At 31.4% G+C, this 17,503-nt stretch carries 19 protein-coding genes; 6 read left to right on the forward strand and 13 right to left on the reverse strand.

Annotation, left to right across the window (positions count from 1 at the left end):
* Positions 1-47 precede the first annotated feature (47 nt).
* From GFV01_RS09710 to GFV01_RS09725, 4 genes are all read right to left on the reverse strand, one after another.
* Entirely contained in the window at positions 48-731 is a 684-nt protein-coding gene (locus tag GFV01_RS09710) for a hypothetical protein (protein WP_160567082.1), read from the reverse strand.
* Positions 724-1,314, reverse strand: coding sequence for a hypothetical protein (locus GFV01_RS09715; protein WP_160567084.1), 591 nt, complete (start codon positions 1,312-1,314; stop codon positions 724-726). The genes GFV01_RS09710 and GFV01_RS09715 overlap by 8 nt, the downstream gene beginning before the upstream one ends.
* 9 nt (positions 1,315-1,323) lie before the next feature.
* The gene (locus tag GFV01_RS09720) at positions 1,324-2,238 is read right to left on the reverse strand and encodes a hypothetical protein (RefSeq protein WP_160567087.1); all 915 of its coding nucleotides are present in this window, start codon (positions 2,236-2,238) and stop codon (positions 1,324-1,326) included.
* 100 nt (positions 2,239-2,338) lie between these two features.
* Positions 2,339-2,515, reverse strand: coding sequence for a hypothetical protein (locus GFV01_RS09725; protein ID WP_160567090.1), 177 nt, complete (start codon positions 2,513-2,515; stop codon positions 2,339-2,341).
* Between the two features lie 323 nt (positions 2,516-2,838).
* Between GFV01_RS09725 and GFV01_RS09730 the strand changes: the two genes are divergently transcribed.
* Positions 2,839-3,306, forward strand: a complete 468-nt coding sequence (locus GFV01_RS09730) for a hypothetical protein (protein ID WP_160567093.1) — start codon at positions 2,839-2,841, stop codon at positions 3,304-3,306.
* A gap of 472 nt (positions 3,307-3,778) precedes the next feature.
* On the opposite strand, the gene mnmE is transcribed toward GFV01_RS09730, so the two are convergent.
* The 8 genes from mnmE to lnt form a co-directional block, all read right to left on the reverse strand.
* The gene (gene mnmE, locus GFV01_RS09735) at positions 3,779-5,152 is read right to left on the reverse strand and encodes a tRNA uridine-5-carboxymethylaminomethyl(34) synthesis GTPase MnmE (RefSeq protein ID WP_160567096.1); all 1,374 of its coding nucleotides are present in this window, start codon (positions 5,150-5,152) and stop codon (positions 3,779-3,781) included.
* A 20-nt stretch (positions 5,153-5,172) separates the two neighbouring features.
* Positions 5,173-5,769 carry a peptide deformylase gene (gene def, locus GFV01_RS09740; protein WP_160542724.1) on the reverse strand — a complete coding sequence of 199 codons (597 nt, stop codon included), beginning with the start codon at positions 5,767-5,769 and terminating at the stop codon, positions 5,173-5,175.
* A gap of 4 nt (positions 5,770-5,773) precedes the next feature.
* Entirely contained in the window at positions 5,774-6,256 is a 483-nt protein-coding gene (locus GFV01_RS09745; RefSeq protein ID WP_160567099.1) for a hypothetical protein, read from the reverse strand.
* A gap of 23 nt (positions 6,257-6,279) precedes the next feature.
* The gene (ftsY, locus tag GFV01_RS09750; protein ID WP_105297294.1) at positions 6,280-7,236 is read right to left on the reverse strand and encodes a signal recognition particle-docking protein FtsY; all 957 of its coding nucleotides are present in this window, start codon (positions 7,234-7,236) and stop codon (positions 6,280-6,282) included.
* Positions 7,237-7,328: 92 nt separating this feature from the next.
* Positions 7,329-7,481, reverse strand: coding sequence for a DUF4295 domain-containing protein (locus tag GFV01_RS09755; protein WP_105297293.1), 153 nt, complete (start codon positions 7,479-7,481; stop codon positions 7,329-7,331).
* A 12-nt stretch (positions 7,482-7,493) separates the two neighbouring features.
* Positions 7,494-7,676, reverse strand: a complete 183-nt coding sequence (gene rpmG, locus GFV01_RS09760) for a 50S ribosomal protein L33 (RefSeq protein WP_055425117.1) — start codon at positions 7,674-7,676, stop codon at positions 7,494-7,496.
* 14 nt (positions 7,677-7,690) lie between these two features.
* A complete protein-coding gene (rpmB, locus tag GFV01_RS09765; RefSeq protein ID WP_055425116.1) occupies positions 7,691-7,930 on the reverse strand; it encodes a 50S ribosomal protein L28 in 240 nt (79 codons plus the stop codon).
* 86 nt (positions 7,931-8,016) lie between these two features.
* The gene (gene lnt / locus GFV01_RS09770) at positions 8,017-9,675 is read right to left on the reverse strand and encodes an apolipoprotein N-acyltransferase (protein ID WP_160567102.1); all 1,659 of its coding nucleotides are present in this window, start codon (positions 9,673-9,675) and stop codon (positions 8,017-8,019) included.
* Between the two features lie 47 nt (positions 9,676-9,722).
* Here lnt and GFV01_RS09775 point away from each other — a divergent pair, with 47 nt between their 5' ends.
* The 4 genes from GFV01_RS09775 (at position 9,723) to mgtE (ending at position 13,895) form a co-directional block, all read left to right on the forward strand.
* The gene (locus GFV01_RS09775; RefSeq protein ID WP_160567105.1) at positions 9,723-10,301 is read left to right on the forward strand and encodes a rhodanese-like domain-containing protein; all 579 of its coding nucleotides are present in this window, start codon (positions 9,723-9,725) and stop codon (positions 10,299-10,301) included.
* A gap of 24 nt (positions 10,302-10,325) precedes the next feature.
* Positions 10,326-11,033: a hypothetical protein gene (locus tag GFV01_RS09780; protein ID WP_160567108.1), complete on the forward strand. Its 708-nt coding sequence runs from the start codon at positions 10,326-10,328 to the stop codon at positions 11,031-11,033.
* A 163-nt stretch (positions 11,034-11,196) separates the two neighbouring features.
* Positions 11,197-12,462, forward strand: coding sequence for a DUF2130 domain-containing protein (locus GFV01_RS09785; protein WP_160567111.1), 1,266 nt, complete (start codon positions 11,197-11,199; stop codon positions 12,460-12,462).
* A gap of 95 nt (positions 12,463-12,557) precedes the next feature.
* Positions 12,558-13,895 (forward strand): magnesium transporter, encoded by a 1,338-nt coding sequence (mgtE, locus tag GFV01_RS09790; protein ID WP_160542736.1) that lies wholly within the window; start codon positions 12,558-12,560, stop codon positions 13,893-13,895.
* Positions 13,896-13,897: 2 nt separating this feature from the next.
* On the opposite strand, the gene GFV01_RS09795 is transcribed toward mgtE, so the two are convergent.
* Positions 13,898-14,944, reverse strand: a complete 1,047-nt coding sequence (locus GFV01_RS09795; protein ID WP_160567114.1) for an ABC transporter substrate-binding protein — start codon at positions 14,942-14,944, stop codon at positions 13,898-13,900.
* A gap of 430 nt (positions 14,945-15,374) precedes the next feature.
* Between GFV01_RS09795 and GFV01_RS09800 the strand changes: the two genes are divergently transcribed.
* Positions 15,375-17,503: leucine-rich repeat domain-containing protein (locus tag GFV01_RS09800; protein WP_160567117.1), on the forward strand; the 2,129-nt coding region annotated here is incomplete at its 3' end.

The raw sequence follows: 17,503 nt of genomic DNA on the forward strand, positions 1-17,503 counted from the left end.
ATTTATTAACAATTAATATAAATTATAATATATAATGAAAATGCTTTTTATCTTATTATATCTCTTTCCTCTTTTCCACCACTTATCATTTCTTTGAATATTTCTAATTTACCTTTATCGTTATATCCTATCTTAATTTTGAATAAATAATATTTTTCTTTTTCAATCGATCTATTTCCATTTGATAATATTTCATATTTCACAGGTATTAAGACTTCTGAATTATAACTTCTATCATAGTATTTTTCGTAAAAATCTATCCATTTATCAAGGGGTGCATATATTTTTATAATGTCAAAACTAAAATCACATACATCGGGTTCAAAATCAATATTTTTAGGCAAATATTCAATATTATTTTTTTTAAGATTATAAATATAATCTGCTCCAACTTGAACCCCGAAAAACCTATCCGAATCTTCAAATATCCAGTATTTTTTTGGTAATTCTTTTCTTAATTCTTTCACTGATATAGTATCCTTTGTTATATGAATATCTTTATATAAATATCCATTTGATCCCCCTGTAGCAAAACCTGCTGTATATCCGATATTTAATGAGAGTCCATTAATTCCAATTATATGACATTTTTTATTGCTTTTAAATTCTTTAGAAAGTATAATTGATTTATAAACTTCCGTTTTAAAAAAATCAATAAAACTTATAACTGCATCTTCTTCTTTACTTATTGATTGTCCGTGAAATTGGTTTATTAGAAAAATATTAATCAAAATCAAAAGTTTTTTTATGCACATCATATTTTATGGTTTTATAGTATTTTATTGTCAATAATTTGTCTACATCATTCCTATTAATTTCAAACCTTCCATGGTCTTTTGGAAATTCTGGAGGATGATTTATTGTTCTATACCCCCTTTCTTCATCAAATATTATAATAGGTTTAATATTGGGATCTGGATCATTAGAACCATTTAAATATCCAAAATTCACAGAAAGAGAATCTTCCCTTTTAGATATATAAATTATTCTATCAGGTAAATTAATTTCTCTTCTGATAATGTTTCCTAATTTTGCTTCTACAGGAACAGGACCATTTATTTCTTTTTCTTTTTCAGCTAATTCATGAGCTTTATCGCTTAATTTTAAAATAGCATGTCCTATAAATTCATGTTCTAAAATTCTAGGCAAATTAAAATAACGATCAATTTTAGGCAAATCTATTTTGCATTGTTTGTATTTGTTCTCTAATGTATATATATACTTCCAACCCTTTTGATTCAAATTATCATTAAAATCAGCTAAATCGATAAAAGCAATATCTCCTATTTTTATACCTGGAGAAGGTTCTTTCATTTTTAACTCTTATACTACTTGCATATTTACCTCAGGTACTCCCGGTACAATCCCTGAACTTACAGCTCCTTCTTCTTTTTTTAAATAAAGAACATTCCCATTATCATCGAAGTCATTAAAAGAATATTTTTTATATCCAGACCAATTATTACTGATAGGTTCAGCTCTTATTTTATACCCAAAATTATACCCAAATAACAATTTACCCTTAGATATTTGATCTCTGCTTAATTCTCTTTTCCAATGTGCAATTGCAGTTGGAGATATTTTTTCATAGGCTGGAGCAAATTCGCCCTTATAGTATAGCATTTCATTTTCTTTGTCATAGGCAATCTTGATACCGTATTCTTCATTAAATGCTTTTTGTAATTTCTTAGGTATGTCATATATCTGTTGCCCCTGTTCATCATAAAATCGGGTATGTATTCCTCCTTGTTTGGTACTTACATTTACTTCACATTTCCCTTCTTTTTTCCAATTGGAAATATAAGCATATATAGTAATTTTATCCAAAGAATCAGTTTTCGAAATGTCTAATGTTACTTCTTGTTTTTCTAAAGTTTTAGCCGATAATTGTACTGCATCTTCATTGAGCTGTAACGACCATTTAATTTTCATGAGTTCTGCCGGCGATTTCAATTCCCTATTAAATTGAGTAATTTTAATTTTATAGGATTTTCCTTTTTCCACTGTTGAAACCTTTTCTCCTTCTTCATTTAAAGGGCCCTCTATATGAATTACTTGCAAAGGCTCAGGCGGTTTATAATCATTCAAATATTCTACCCCACCTTGCTCCCCTGACATAACCACTTGCTTGGCGGAATAAAAGATCAAGTTATCATGGGTTGACTCTAATATAAGAGATTTTTTAGCTCTTTTAATACTTTCTCCGCCTATTCTACGTACAATGTTACCGCCTTCCATTTTTTACTCTTTTTTAAATTTATTATATAGCTTTTGTGTCTTAGTTATGAATTTTTGTGTCGAAATACTATCAACTGATTTTAAAGTCTGATCTATTTAATCAGCTTTTCAAACGGATGTTTACTTCTGGTTTGCTTGCCGTATAGGTGGTAAAAAAGATCTTTATAAACTTAATATAAAGAGTTTGAGGTTTTAAAAATTTAAGTAAGTAATCTAAATTTTCTGCTGTTGTAAAAAGAATTTTTTCTCCATAGACAGCCTGAATGGTATATTTCATAGTACTCTGATTTAATAAATAGGCTCAACAAATATACTAGTATTTTTTATTTTATTTTATATTTTTATGCTATATATTTTGCCTGTTTTACTATAAATACAGTTTTTGTACGATTAATATAACAAATTACCTTATTTAAAAGAAATATTCAATAAATTCAAATATGTAGCATAAGTAGTGTTATGAATTTATTCTATATAGCCTTGCTTTAAAAGAATTGGATAGTAAAAATTGGAATCGACTAATCTTGGGGATACAAATAAATTTTTCTTATATAATATAATTGTTTTAGTTTTAGAATATATTATAAAAATTTAATTTATATGATTAAAATTTGGAAAGGAGTTAATTTTTTAATTGTAATATTTTTAATATTAATTTGTTTACTAGGGACATTTTATAAACATATTTCATTTGGTTTAGGATTAGGCGATATCATTTTTGGTTATATACCATTATATTTTATAACCATTACACATATATATTTAACCATTATTTTAAGAAAAAAAGGTACTAAAACATTTATTTTGCTAAGTTCTATATTTTTGACATTAACACTCTTTATCTGTTTAAAAGCAACCCTATGGAGAGGTCCTCAATATCGTTGGAATGGAAATATATTTTACATTCCATGTGGTAGCAAAATAAACATTAGAAATCAGAATATAAATAAAACTGTATTAGTTGAAATGTGCACCGGCGATTATATCTCCGAATTTACTGCTGAATGGGATGGAAAATTTATGAAAATTGTAGATGGAAATTTAAATCTTCCTAAAAAAATTAAATAAATACATAGATTATCCTATCAAACATGTTAAAATCGAAACAGAAATTTTTAAAAATTATAATGGTGTTGTTGATTATGTAAAAATAGATACCTTAAAAATAAATCATCAATATAAATTAAAAGGAAAAATAATTAAAATACAAAATAAAATTCCTGTAATTAAAGTTACTATTTATTAAAAATATAATAATACATAGTTTACTTTCTTTGTTTCAAGGATTTTAAATACTATTAGATTAAATATCATTTACTAAAAATGATTATTTTATACATATGAAATCTTTAATCAATATTCTTTAATTTAGTAATATAAATGCTAATCAAACTCCCCACTTACAAAACAGTTGGATTCTTAATAACTTAATCTATATTCATTTTTTATTTTAAAAGATAAAGAAAATATTTATAAATCCATAAATAAATCTCAATTCTTTGCACTTTAAACCTATTAAATACGTTTAACAAAATATAAATTATTTACCGATACAAAATTTACCAAAAATATTTCCTAGCAGTTCATCATTTGAAACTTGTCCCACGATTTCCCCGAGGGCTTCCAACGCACGCCGTAAATCAATGGCAATCAATTCGCTGCTTAATCCGCTTTGTAAACCTTCTTTACATAAAAGTAAAGATTCTCGTGCTCGAATCAAAGCATTCACATGACGTACATTAGTTACAATTGTTTGAGAGGTAGACTTTTGAGATTCTATATACGAATACATGTTTTCTTTAAGTTCTAAAAGATCAGGATTTTGCTTAACAGAAACCATCAGTACTGAATATCTCTGCAAAATTTCATCGGGAATTTCAGAAACAGTGAATTTACTATTCTTATCCAGCTTAGTTAAACATACAATGATAGATACGTCTGCTCTCTGAAATTTAATAAGATCAGATTTTATCTCTTCCCAATTTAACTCAGTTACATCTGCCAAATATAATATAATTGAGGCTTCTTTGGCCTTTTCCAAAGCCTTGGCTACTCCTATAGCTTCTATTTGATCTTCCGTTTCCCGTAATCCCGCCGTATCTATAAATCGAAATTGAATACCATTAATAACTAACGATTCTTCAATGGTATCTCGAGTAGTTCCCGCAATATCGCTGACGATGGCCCTTTCCTCCTGCAATAAAGCATTTAACAAGGTTGATTTTCCTGCATTTGGCTTTCCTAGAATAGTAACCGGAACCCCGTTTTTAAGAGCATTTCCGTAAGAAAATGATTCGATTAAAGGATTAATAACCCCTAAAATCTTATCCATCAATTGTACTAATTGTGAACGATCGGCAAATTCAACATCTTCCTCTGAAAAATCCAATTCCAGCTCTAAAAGTGAGGCTAAATCCAATAATTCAATTCGTAATTCCTTGAGAAGAGAGGAAAATCCCCCCCGCATTTGAGATAAGGCCATGTCGTGACTGGCTTTATTTTCGGCAGAAATTAAATCGGCAACTGCCTCGGCCTGACTTAAATCTATACGTCCATTAAGAAAAGCACGTTGTGTAAATTCACCTGCCAGAGCCAATCGACACCCTTTTTTAAGTAATAAGGAAAGGATTTGCTGTTCAATATATTGGGAACCGTGACATGAGATTTCCACCAAATTTTCTGCCGTAAAAGTTTTAGGAGCTAAAAAAACGGAAACCATCACTTCATCAATCGTTTCATTTTCATCTTTAATAAAGCCATAATGAACCGTATGAGAAGGTACCTCATTTAGATTTTTACCCTTAAAAACAGAATTAACTAAAGAAATTGAATTTTTACCGGAAACCCTGATAATTCCTAATGCCCCTGTTCCCGGTGGAGTAGCTAATGCACAAATAGTATCTTCAAACAACATTAATATAGATAATAAAAAAACTAGTTAGGTTTACAAAGTTTATCAATATAAAGCTTTCCTTGCAGGTGATCGAATTCATGTTGGAAAATAGTACCGGTATAATCTTCGGCACGACTTCCGCCTAAAAATTTATGAGTAACCTTTTTTTCATTTTGGTCCGTATATTCCACCTCAATCCAGGCATAACGTTGCGAAGTTCCATATCGGTTAGGTACGGATAAACATCCGTCATTCTGAAAACATAGTAATTCGGTGGAATGGGAAATAATCCGTGGATTAATAGCAACTTCTACCGTTTTTTCTTCCTTATCCAATCGATAAAATAAAAAAACATTTCGATTTACTCCTATTTGAGGTGCTGCAATTCCTACTCCGTTTTCTTCCAACATAGTTAAGTACAGCTTCTTTATCAGCTGCTCCAAGTCTTTATTATTGTGTATTTTTTTTATTCGTTTAGAAGGTTTTCTAACAATCAGCGAATCCTCTTTGTGATTTATCTTTAAAACTCTTGCCGGAGAATCGGGTGACTGATAAATAATTGCTTTCTCTGAAGAGGTAAAACAACTTCCACATGATGTTAGTATGACAAACAATGTCAGATATGCTATTTTATACATTTTTTTAAGGTTTGAGTTTTTTTTGGTTGTTGATTTTTATCAGTATTTTATTTTTACTATCCAGAAGTGTAGAAAAAAACTCGCTCATCTTTTGGTACTCTTCCGAATCCTGAGGATTTATAAATGAATATTCCTTACCGGAACATAAGACTATCTTGTATTTAGTATCTTTTCCATCATACAAACGTTTACTCTCACCGCTTTTAATTTTTTCAAGTAAATGAATATCTAAAGTAGATTCTAATTTTTCCCAAACGTCTTCAGGCGTTTTTTCCAGCTCTTTTGCGCTTGTGTTCGTTCTTCTGATAATTGAATGATACGAACTATTCTCTTGAGTAATCATAAAAGATTCTTCCCAACCATTCATCCCTCCGTAATTAGAATACTCAACTTTGCAAAGCTTATCCTTGCTAACCGTTTTAGGTTGCTGAGATTTACAAGCAAAGCAAGTAACCAGCATGATAACTAAATAGATAATTCTTTTCACTTTAGAATGAAATGCTTAAACTTTTAATTTTTTTTGAAAAAGCTGTCTACAAACTCATATTTATTAAAGGGTTGGAGATCTTCCATTTTTTCGCCCACTCCAATATATTTTACCGGAATTTTAAACTGGTCGGATATACCGATCACTACTCCTCCTTTGGCTGTACCGTCCAATTTAGTAACCGCTAAAGCACTAACTTCTGTGGCTGCCGTGAATTGTTTGGCCTGTTCAAATGCATTTTGTCCGGTGGAACCGTCTAATACCAATAATATTTCATGAGGAGCATCGGGAATTACTTTTTGCATAACCCTTTTTATTTTACTAAGCTCATTCATTAAATTAACCTTATTATGCAAACGTCCCGCAGTATCAATTAATACCACATCGGCACCTTGCGCTTTGGCAGATTGAACGGTATCAAAAGCCACAGACGCAGGATCTGATCCCATGCTTTGTTTAATTATTGGAACCCCTACCCTTTCAGACCATATGACTAATTGATCTACGGCTGCCGCTCGGAACGTATCCGCAGCTCCTAATATAACTTTCTTTCCTTGTTGTTTAAATTGATAAGCAAGTTTTCCTATAGTCGTTGTTTTTCCAACTCCATTAACTCCCACTACCATGATAACGTACGGTTTTTTATCCTCCGGAATTTCAAATTCAGAATCAGAACTTTTATTTTCTGCCAATAAATTCATAATTTCTTCTTTTAGAATTTGATCTAATTCCGAAGTGTTCATAAATTTATCTCTGGCAACCCGTTCTTCTATTTTTTTTATTATTTTAAGTGTGGTTTCAATCCCTACATCGGAAGAAATCAGCACTTCTTCCAATTCATCAAGAACCTCATCATCGACTTTACTTTTTCCTGCAATAGCTCTCCCAATTTTATCAAAAAAAGATCGGCTAGATTTTTCCAATCCCTTGTCTAATGTTTCTTTTTTCTCTTTTCCGAAAATTTTCTTAAACCAACTCATATAGGATATATAATATAACAAAAATAAAAAAAAAATCATTCACAATGAAGTGAATGATTTTTTTAAAACCTTAAAAACCTATGTTATGAAAACTATTTCTGTTTTAAAAATGTGTCTACGTTATCCGCATTCACAACTTTTTCTTCAAAAACGTAAGCTCCGGATTTAGGAGACTTAACCATTTTGATCACTTTGGTCATTTTTTTAGATTCTGTACGTAATGTTGCTACAACCTTCTTTGCCATGACTAAAATTTATTATTTAATTTCTTTGTGTATAGTATATTTTTTTAACACCGGATTGAATTTTTTCAATTCAATTCGTTCCGGAGTATTCTTTTTGTTCTTAGTTGTTATATAACGAGACACTCCCGGCATTCCACTCTCTTTATGCTCAGTACATTCTAAAATTACTTGTACTCTATTACCTTTCTTTGCCATTTTAATTTTAATTTTTAGTAATTGATAAGACCTTGTTTACGAGCTCTAGCTACAGCTTCTTCAATTCCTATTTTATCTATAATTCTTAAACCATGTGCAGATACTTTTAAAAATACCCAAGCATCTTCTGATGGTAAATAGAATTTTTTCTCCATCAAATTTATTTCAAAACGTCTTTTTGTTTTGTTATTGGCGTGCGACACATTATTTCCTACCATTGCACGCTTTCCTGTTATTTGACAAATTCTAGCCATTATCTTAAATCTAAATAATATTCTTTTTCCTTGAATCGGGTTGCAAATTAACAAATTATTTTTGACTCTACCAACTTTTTTACTTTTTATTTTTTGATATTGTGTTTCCTTTTTAGGGCATTCTTATTTATTTTATTTAAAAAGGTTTTGGATATCGCATAAGCCAATAATATTCCCGCCAGCAGCAATGCCAATCTGGCGATTACATCGCCGTATTTTACATAAGTTGTAAGTGAAGTATTTAAATTAATGTCCCCCCTTAAAGCCCCCCGTTTTCCATAGTCTAATTTTTCTACAATATCTCCCCGTTGGTTTATAAATGCTGAAATTCCACTATTGGCTGAGCGCCCTATATCTCTTCTGGTTTCAATGGCTCGTAATCGCGCATAAGCCAATAACTGCTTATGTCCTTGCGAATCACTCCACCAAGAGTCATTGGTCATTATAAATAATGCGTTAGCTCCTTTTTTCACGAATTCTCCGACGTATTCTCCATATATGCTTTCATAGCATATTATGGGAGCGGCTTTTAATCGGTTCTTCGAATTTGTGAATATAGTCGGATGGTCTTGTACTCCTAAACTTTCCATAGATCCGCCAAAATTCATCATATATTCTCCTAGTATAGGCTTTAATACGGATGCATAAGGGAAATGTTCTACTCCTACCACTAATTTTGACTTATTATAATATTGAACCGGATCATTCAAATTTACCTGTACGGCAGAATTATAAAGATCAATCCATTGGTTATACTGTTTGAGATAACGGGCTGTAGGAGTTTGTTGTTGGGTAAAATATTCAGCTAACGATCCCCCCGATACCAAACTTAATTGAGGGTAATTTTTCAGCCATTGCTTTATTTGAGTTATGTAGATATCGTTTTCAAGATTGTTTACCATTACAAATCCATTTCCCGGAAAAGCGGTTTCAGGAGCAACTACAAATTGTGTGGCAGGGGTTATTTCTCTATCTACTGTTTGTAATAATTCTTGAAGAATTACAGTCCCGTCCAAACGATACTTATCGGCATATGGGTCAAGTGCCGGTTGAGCTAAAACCACTTCTATTTTTTCAGAAGCTTTTTCATGATACGATTGATATCTAAGGAGGGAAATAGCCAGGGGAATTCCTATAATGGCCAGGTTATAGCATAGAGATTTCCATATATAGGTTTTATTACGCGTAACTTGATAAGCTCGTAGGTAATAAAAGAATATCAGGTTTGATGTTAATACCCATAAAGTTCCGCCCAAAGTGCCGGTTACTTCATACCATTGAATGACTTCAGGATAATTAGCAAAGGCATTTCCTAAATTAAGCCAGGGCCAGGACATTTCCCAAGTTAGATGAAATTTTTCAAAACAGATCCAAAGGGTTGGAAAGAAAATAATCCCGAAGCGAGTACCTGTTTTTCTTTTTACAAAATGAAAAAAAGTAAAAACGAAAGACATTAACAAGCTGTTTACGAAAAGAGGAAATAAAAATGCCATCCAAGAATGAGACCCGTCCGGATTTTGGGCGAAATGCAGCCATTGGGTTGCTCCCCAGTTCCAAAGGAAAAAGGCCAAATAGGACCATCCAAAAACCTTCCAATCGGAGAATTTTTCTTTTTTTACAGTAATATCATGTTCAACCAATAAAAGGGGAACAAAAGCAATAAACAGCAAAAAGGGAAAGCCATATGCAGGCCAAGACAGTGCAAGAAGCAATCCACTGACTATTGCCGGAATAAATCTTTTCATATACTTGTAAAAATAGTTATTTTTGAGTTTTTAAACGCTTCAAATCTATGAATAAATTATTTTTTATAGTTCTGCTCTCTTTGATTTTACTTTCGTGTAAAACTCATTACAGGGAATCAGTAAATACCTATACTACCCCACCCGAAGTAGGAATTCTTACTTCCGATTTACCCAGATACAGCAAACCTCCGGCATCCGTAAATTCTGTTAAATTAGATGAGTCTCTTCCTTCTTTAAAAAAAGACAGCATAGTTACTTATAAGGATACCGTTTCTTCTCCCTCCCACACAATTAATAGAGAAAATCCTTTAATTCAAACAGTTCCGGTATCCACCTTTTCATGGGAAATAGGAATACGCCAAACGCAGATTGTTGATGTACGAACACTGGTTGAATACAAAAGTGGCCATATATATGATGCAGTTAATATGAGTGTAGACGATCCCAGCTTTGAAAACCAAATTCAAGAATTAGATAAAAACAGTCCGGTAGCCGTTTATTGTAAATCCGGAATACGAAGTTTTTATGCGGCTAATGTTTTAAAAGATCATGGGTTTCAAATCATTTACAATTTAGACGGCGGGCTTAACAGCTGGTTGAAAAATGGAAAGGAACTTGTAAAGTAAAAAATAATTATAATCATTAAATATATGAAGTCTATCTCAAAAATCTTAATTCTATGTTATTCAATTGTTTTACTAATAAGTTGTTCCATACGCGAGGAAATTACGTTCAATCCTGAAGGCAATCTTACGTATTCTTATTTGATTGATGCCGGTGAATTTATGAAAATTATGCCCGATAGTCTGAATAAAGGTATTTATAAAGACACTCTAATTTCATTCAACAACTTACTTACTCAAAAAAAGGATAGCATATCAAAATTATCTCTCGAGAATCAAAAAAAGTTAGAAGCACTTAAGCCTCTATTTATCAAAGTGCACCAAGATGAAAAGAAAGGGGAATTTTATGTATTGATTTACGGAGATTTCACCAATAGTGCGTCTTTAAATTCCGCTCTCACCGCTTTAAATTCTATTGATAATTCAAAAAACAATCCTTCTAACAACATGGAATTTCTCACCAACTCAACTTTTCATTGGAAGGGCAACGTATTTAGTAAAAAATCCGTGAAATCCGAAAGTTTAAAAAATGATTCTGTGGCTCAAAGCATTCTCCCCTTATTTACCGGTGGTACTTTTAAAACCATTTATACGTTTCCCAAAGAAATAAAGAAAGTAAACAATTCTTCGGCCGTAATTTCTCAAGACAAAAAAAGTCTTTCTATGGTATTTGATGCTTCCGAGTATTTGGCTGCTCCTCAAAAAACGGATTTAAAAGTGGAGCTGGTAAAATAATTACATAAAATTAGTACTTAGTACAATTTTTATTTTATACTTCTTGCAATGAAGTAACATGAAGCCGGTTTCAGTTGTCAAATCTAAGACAGCCTCCTAATAACTCATTTACATTTATTTACATATTTTGTACCTTTGCGTTGTTAAATAGTAAATGTGTACTATGAATTCTCAAACTCAGATAAAATGCCCGAATTGTGGAAATGTAATTGATGTAAATGATATTCTTAAACATCAATTAGAGGAATCCATAAAGAAAGAATACCAAGAAAAATTTCTTTCTTCTCAGAAAGAACTTCAAGAAAAAAACAATTTATTGGAGCGGCAAAAAGAAGAATTTGAGGCCAAGAAGAAGAAAGAGAATGAAATTTTTCAGGAAAGACTCTCTAAAATAACCAAAGAAAAGACTCTTGAAATTGAAAATTATTTAAAAAAGAAAATTGAGGAAGAGAATCAAGAACGCATTTTTCTTTATGAAAAAGAATTAGCCGAAAAATCTGAAAAGCTTCAAGAGTTAAATAAGATGCAAGCGGAAATTTTCAAATTAAGTAGAGAAAAAGAAGAGTTGAAAGCCGTTTTTGAAGCAGAAGCTCAAAAAAAATTAAATGATGAACTTCTACGAGAAAGAGAAAAAATTCGCAAACAAGAAAATGAAAAAAATGAGTTAAAGTTTAAGGAGTTACTTAAACAACTGGAAGATCAGAAAAGGCTCACCGAAGAAATGAAGCGAAAACAAGAACAAGGATCTATGCAATTGCAGGGAGAAGTTCAGGAATTAGCTATTGAAGAATGGTTAGCTCAAAATTTTCCTTTAGATACTATTAACGAAATAAAAAAAGGGGTCCGTGGTGCCGACTGCCTTCAAATTGTAAATACCCGTGAAATCCAAAATTGCGGTTCAATTTATTATGAAAGTAAAAGAACAAAAGATTTTCAAAACTCATGGATTGAAAAATTTAAAAACGATATCCGTGAGAAAAAAGCAAATACCGGGGTTCTTATTACTGAAGTAATGCCTTCAGACATGGATCGAATGGGAATGAAAGAGGGCATTTGGATTTGTACCTATAATGAATTTAAGGGGTTGAGTGCCGTTTTAAGACATTCCATCATTCAATTCAGCACCATTATTAAATCCCAAGAAAATAAAGGCGATAAGATGGAAATGCTCTACGATTTTCTTACCGGAAATGAATTCCGTTTACGAATAGAGGGTATTGTTGAAGGATTTACTCAAATGCAAGATGAGCTTAGTAAAGAAAAAAGGGCTATGATGAATATATGGTCCAAACGAGAAAAGCAAATCGAAAAGGTAATTGAAAATACTATTTCCATGTACGGCTCCATTAAAGGAATAGCAGGAAATGCCATTCAAAATATACAAGCTTTAGAATTAAATACTGACGAAACCTTAGGCTTTGATGAATAAATAAAATACACAATACTAAAAAATATGCTTCTTTATATATAATTTAGAATTATATTTGCAGTACTCTTCAATAACATAACCTAAAAAAAAAGTCTATGGAAAAAAATATCTTTGAAGGCACTCCTATTGAAGATCTTCACCCAAATGACATCGCAGAACAACTTGAAGAGCTTTCCGAAAAAGATCGGATTTTAAACTTTTTTCTGCTTCCTCGTAATCAAAAAACGGATGTTTTTACGTATTTAGATCCTAAAATCCAACAAGAATTGTTGCATGGTTTAGGTAAAAAAGACATTGCCGACTTGTTAAACGAAATGGCTCCGGATGACCGTACAGAATTTTTTGTGGATCTGCCGGACGATCTTATTAAAAACACCATAAATTTATTAGACGAAAACGAGAGAAAAATTGCTTTACAGCTTTTAGGATATCCGGAAGACAGCGTAGGACGTTTAATGACGCCCAATTATATACAAGCTAAAAAATACTGGACGGTAAAACATACCTTACAACATATTAAAAAATATGGAAGGAAAGCAGAAACTCTAAATTTCATTTACATTGTCGATGAGAATGACAAGTTACTGGATGACATCAAAATAGGAAAGTTATTACTTGCCGATGATGACAGTAAATTGGAAGAATTGGGAGATGACAATTTCATTGCTTTAAAAAGCATGATGAACCAGGAGGATGCCATTCGCGTTTTTGAAGATTATGACCGAAGCACCCTTCCCGTTATTTCCGAAACCGGGGTATTGGTTGGTATAGTTACCGTGGATGATATCTTGGATATTGTTAAAGAACGAGATACGGAAGATATACAAAAATTTGGTGGTGTGGAAGCTTTGGATATTCCTTATCGTGATACTCCACTCTTAACTTTATTTAGAAAACGGGCCGGATGGTTAATCATACTTTTTCTTGGAGAAATGCTTACTGCCAGTGCCATGGTCCATTTTGAAGAGGAAATTGAAAAAGCCGTGGTTTTAGCCCTTTTTGTACCTCTAATTATCTCCAGTGGGGGAAATTCCGGATCTCAAGCAGCTACCCTGATTATACGGGCTATGGCTTTGCATGAAATCAAATTGAAAGACTGGTGGTACGTTATGAAAAAAGAGATTTTTTCGGGTCTGTTATTAGGGATCACTTTAGGAGTAATTGGTTTCATCAGAATACTTATATGGCAAAATCTTAATTTTTACGATTATGGGCCTCATTGGCTGCTCATCGGAATTACGGTAGCCACTTCACTTATCGGAATTGTATTATGGGGAACCCTTTCCGGTTCTATGATTCCTTTCATTTTACGTTTATTTAAATTAGACCCTGCTACCTCCTCCGCTCCTTTTGTGGCAACGATGGTTGACGTAACCGGATTAATTATTTATTTTACAATCGCTTCTCTTATTTTAAGCGGTGTGTTACTCTAAATTTATTCTAATTTACGTAAATACGTTAATTCGTATTCAGGAACTAGTTCGGGATGTATGATTTTAATGAGATCCGATAATACTTTATCCGCATAAATGCTACCGTATTCATAGTAGTCATTAGCGAGTGATTGGTTTTCTTTGTTATTTAATGCATAAACGTTTCCTGATTGATACGCTTTAAACCATGCATAGTTTGTATTGGAATTTAACAAATCTCTTTTAGACTTAAAATTACTGGTTCCTATCCATAAATCGGCATTTTTAGCTTTACTTAGTACTTCTTCAAAAGTCATGGGAACCGATCCTGAATTTTTATTATCCTGCCATAAATAATGAGCTCCTGCATCTCTGAAAAGAGTAGCTAGAAAGCTTTTTCCTCCTGCCATATACCAGGAATCTCCATACATAATTCCGGTAAAAACGGTGGGTTTCGTACTAATATGAGCCGATTTTTCTTTTAATTTTAAATAGTTTTCTTTTACTATAGAAAAGATGCTGTCGGCCTTTGGGAGCTTTTTAAAAACTGTTCCGAATAGTTTTAAATATTCTGTTTTTCCTAATGGATGTAATTCCATAAATTCTTCTACATAAAGAATTTTAATACCCTGCTTAGACAGTTGATTCAAAATTTTTTCATAATTGGGGTTATGTCCGGATATAATTAAATCCGGTTTTAAAGCTAAGATTTTTTCAAAATTCAACGTTCCGTCATTTCCTATATCTTCGATGGTTTTGTTTTTAATTTTTTCTATGATTTTTGGATTATAGAAATAATTGGGTGAACAAACACCTACAATGGAGTTAATCTCTCCCAATGCATCAATATAGGCCGAGGCGGAAGTAGTAGTAATTACACATCGTTTACTTTTATAATGCTGGGGGAAAACTAAACGACTGCCCGCAGATATTATAATTAGTTGATAATTTTCATTTTGAATAGAAAAATTAGTCGCATATTCGTTTTTAGAAGCAACGGATTTTTCTAAAGATTTTCTGCAAGAAAATAACACAATTGCAAATACACAAAAAATGAATATTTTCCTCATAAACTATTCATGATTTTCGTTACAAAACTACTTAAAGTAAACATTTTTTTAATTTATTATTACACATATTTTTATTTTATCAGTATATCGATTCAAATCTTATATATTATCCCAAAATTAAGACTTCCTATTTTGAACTTTCTGTTATAAACGTTTTTTATTCACTACTATTTTAAAATTTAAAATCTTTAATTATATATACATAACATAGAATTTACATTAATTGTTTAAACAAAGATTTAATGCACTTATAAACATTTTATTTATTATTAAATATTATTATTTTTTTATTCCTTATTCATTATTTTTTAACATATATTTTATGATATCAATCATTTTTAATTAAATTATACGTTATTTTTTAAATATATTTGCTTTTACAACTCTACTGTTTTTAATTTATTATTCAACGGTTTAACATTTATTTTTTATGAAGAATTTTTTACTTTTTTTATTTTATTTTTTATCCATATTTTTTTTACAGGGTCAAGTAAAGGTCATTGATATGGAAGAACCCGGTAGCTTATCTAAGCTATTAGGTAATGAGGTTAATACGATTACCAATTTAACGATTAATGGAAATATAAATCCTGATGATATAAAAACGTTAAATAATATGAAAAAATTAACGGTTTTAGATCTTTCCAATTCTTCGGTTATGGACGAAATACTTCCTACAGGTGCATTCCAAAGTAATTCCGTTCTAAAAAATATAATTCTCCCCTCCAATATTACTATTATTTCTAAAGAAGCTTTCGAATATGCGTATAATATCAACGTGGATGCTTCTAAATGCTTTAATCTTAAAAATATAGGCAAATATGCTTTTAATGGTGTTAAGGGGAAAGTAGTGCTTCCCGACCAGCTGGAAACATTATCTTACTTGTCTTTTGCTAAGTTTGATGGTATTGTTAATCTTCCTAAAAATTTAATAACTATTGGGAAAGAGGCTTTCGAATATGCATATAATATCAGCGTGGATGCTTCTAAATGCTCTAATCTTAAAAATATAGGCGAATATGCTTTTGATGGTGTTAAGGGCAAAGTGAGTCTTCCCGACCAGTTGGAAACATTACCTTACAGGTGTTTTGCTAATTTTAATGGTACAATAAGTCTTCCTAAAAATCTGAAAACTATAGGACAAGGGGCTTTTTATAAAGCCAGTATGAATACACTGGACCTTAATCATTGTCCTCTTTTGGCAACTATTTCTAAAGAAGCTTTTGAATACGCATATAATATCAGCGTAGATGCTTCTAAATGCTCTAAACTTAAAAATATAGGTGAATATGCTTTTAATGGTGTTAAGGGGAAAGTAGTGCTTCCCGACCATCTGGAATCTTTACCTTATAAATCTTTTGCTAACTTTAATGGATCTGTTATTGTTATACCTAAAAATTTAAAAACTATTGGGAAAGAGACTTTTTATAATTCAAATGTTAAAACTTTGGATCTATCACATTGTTTTCAACTGGAAAAATTAGCCGATTACGCTTTTTATGGTATTAAGGAAAAAGTGATCCTTCCAGATCATCTGGAATCATTACCTTACAGGTCTTTTGCTAACTTTAATGGATCTGTTATTGTTGTACCTAAAAATTTAAAAACTATAGGACAAGAGGCTTTTTATAATTCAAATATTAAAACTTTGGATCTATCACATTGTTTTCAACTGGAAAAATTAGCCGATTACGCTTTTTATGGTATTAAGGAAAAAGTGATCCTTCCAGATCATCTGGAATCATTACCTTACAGGTCTTTTGCTAACTTTAATGGATCTGTTATTGTTATACCTAAAAATTTAAAAACTATAGGACAAGAGGCTTTTTATAATTCAAATGTTAAATCTTTGGATCTGTCACATTGTTTTAAACTGGAAAAATTAGCCGATTACGCTTTTTATGGTATTAAGGAAAAAGTGATCCTTCCAGATCATCTGGAATCATTACCTTATAGGTCTTTTGCTAATTTTAGTGGATCTGTCATTGTTATACCTAAAAATTTAAAAACTATAGGACAAGAGGCTTTTTATAATTCAAATGTTAAATCTTTGGATCTGTCACATTGTTTTAAACTAGAAAAATTAGCCGATTACGCTTTTTATGGTATTAAGGAAGAAGTGATCCTTCCAGATCATCTGGAATCTTTACCTTACAGGTCTTTTGCTAACTTTAATGGATCTGTTATTGTTATACCTAAAAATTTAAAAACTATAGGACAAGAGGCTTTTTATAATTCAAATGTTAAAACTTTGGATCTATCACATTGTTTTCAACTGGAAAAATTAGCCGATTACGCTTTTTATGGTATTAAGGAAAAAGTGATCCTTCCAGATCATCTGGAATCATTACCTTATAGGTCTTTTGCTAATTTTAATGGATCTGTTATTGTTGTACCTAAAAATTTAAAAACTATAGGACAAGAGGCTTTTTATAATTCAAATATTAAAATTTTGGATCTGTCACATTGTTTTAAACTGGAAAAATTAGCCGATTACGCTTTTTATGGTATTAAGGAAAAAGTGATCCTTCCAGATCATCTGGAATCATTACCTTACAG

Origin of the sequence: Apibacter sp. B2912, from assembly GCF_009827835.1 — a bacterium.
GTDB lineage: Bacteria > Bacteroidota > Bacteroidia > Flavobacteriales > Weeksellaceae > Apibacter.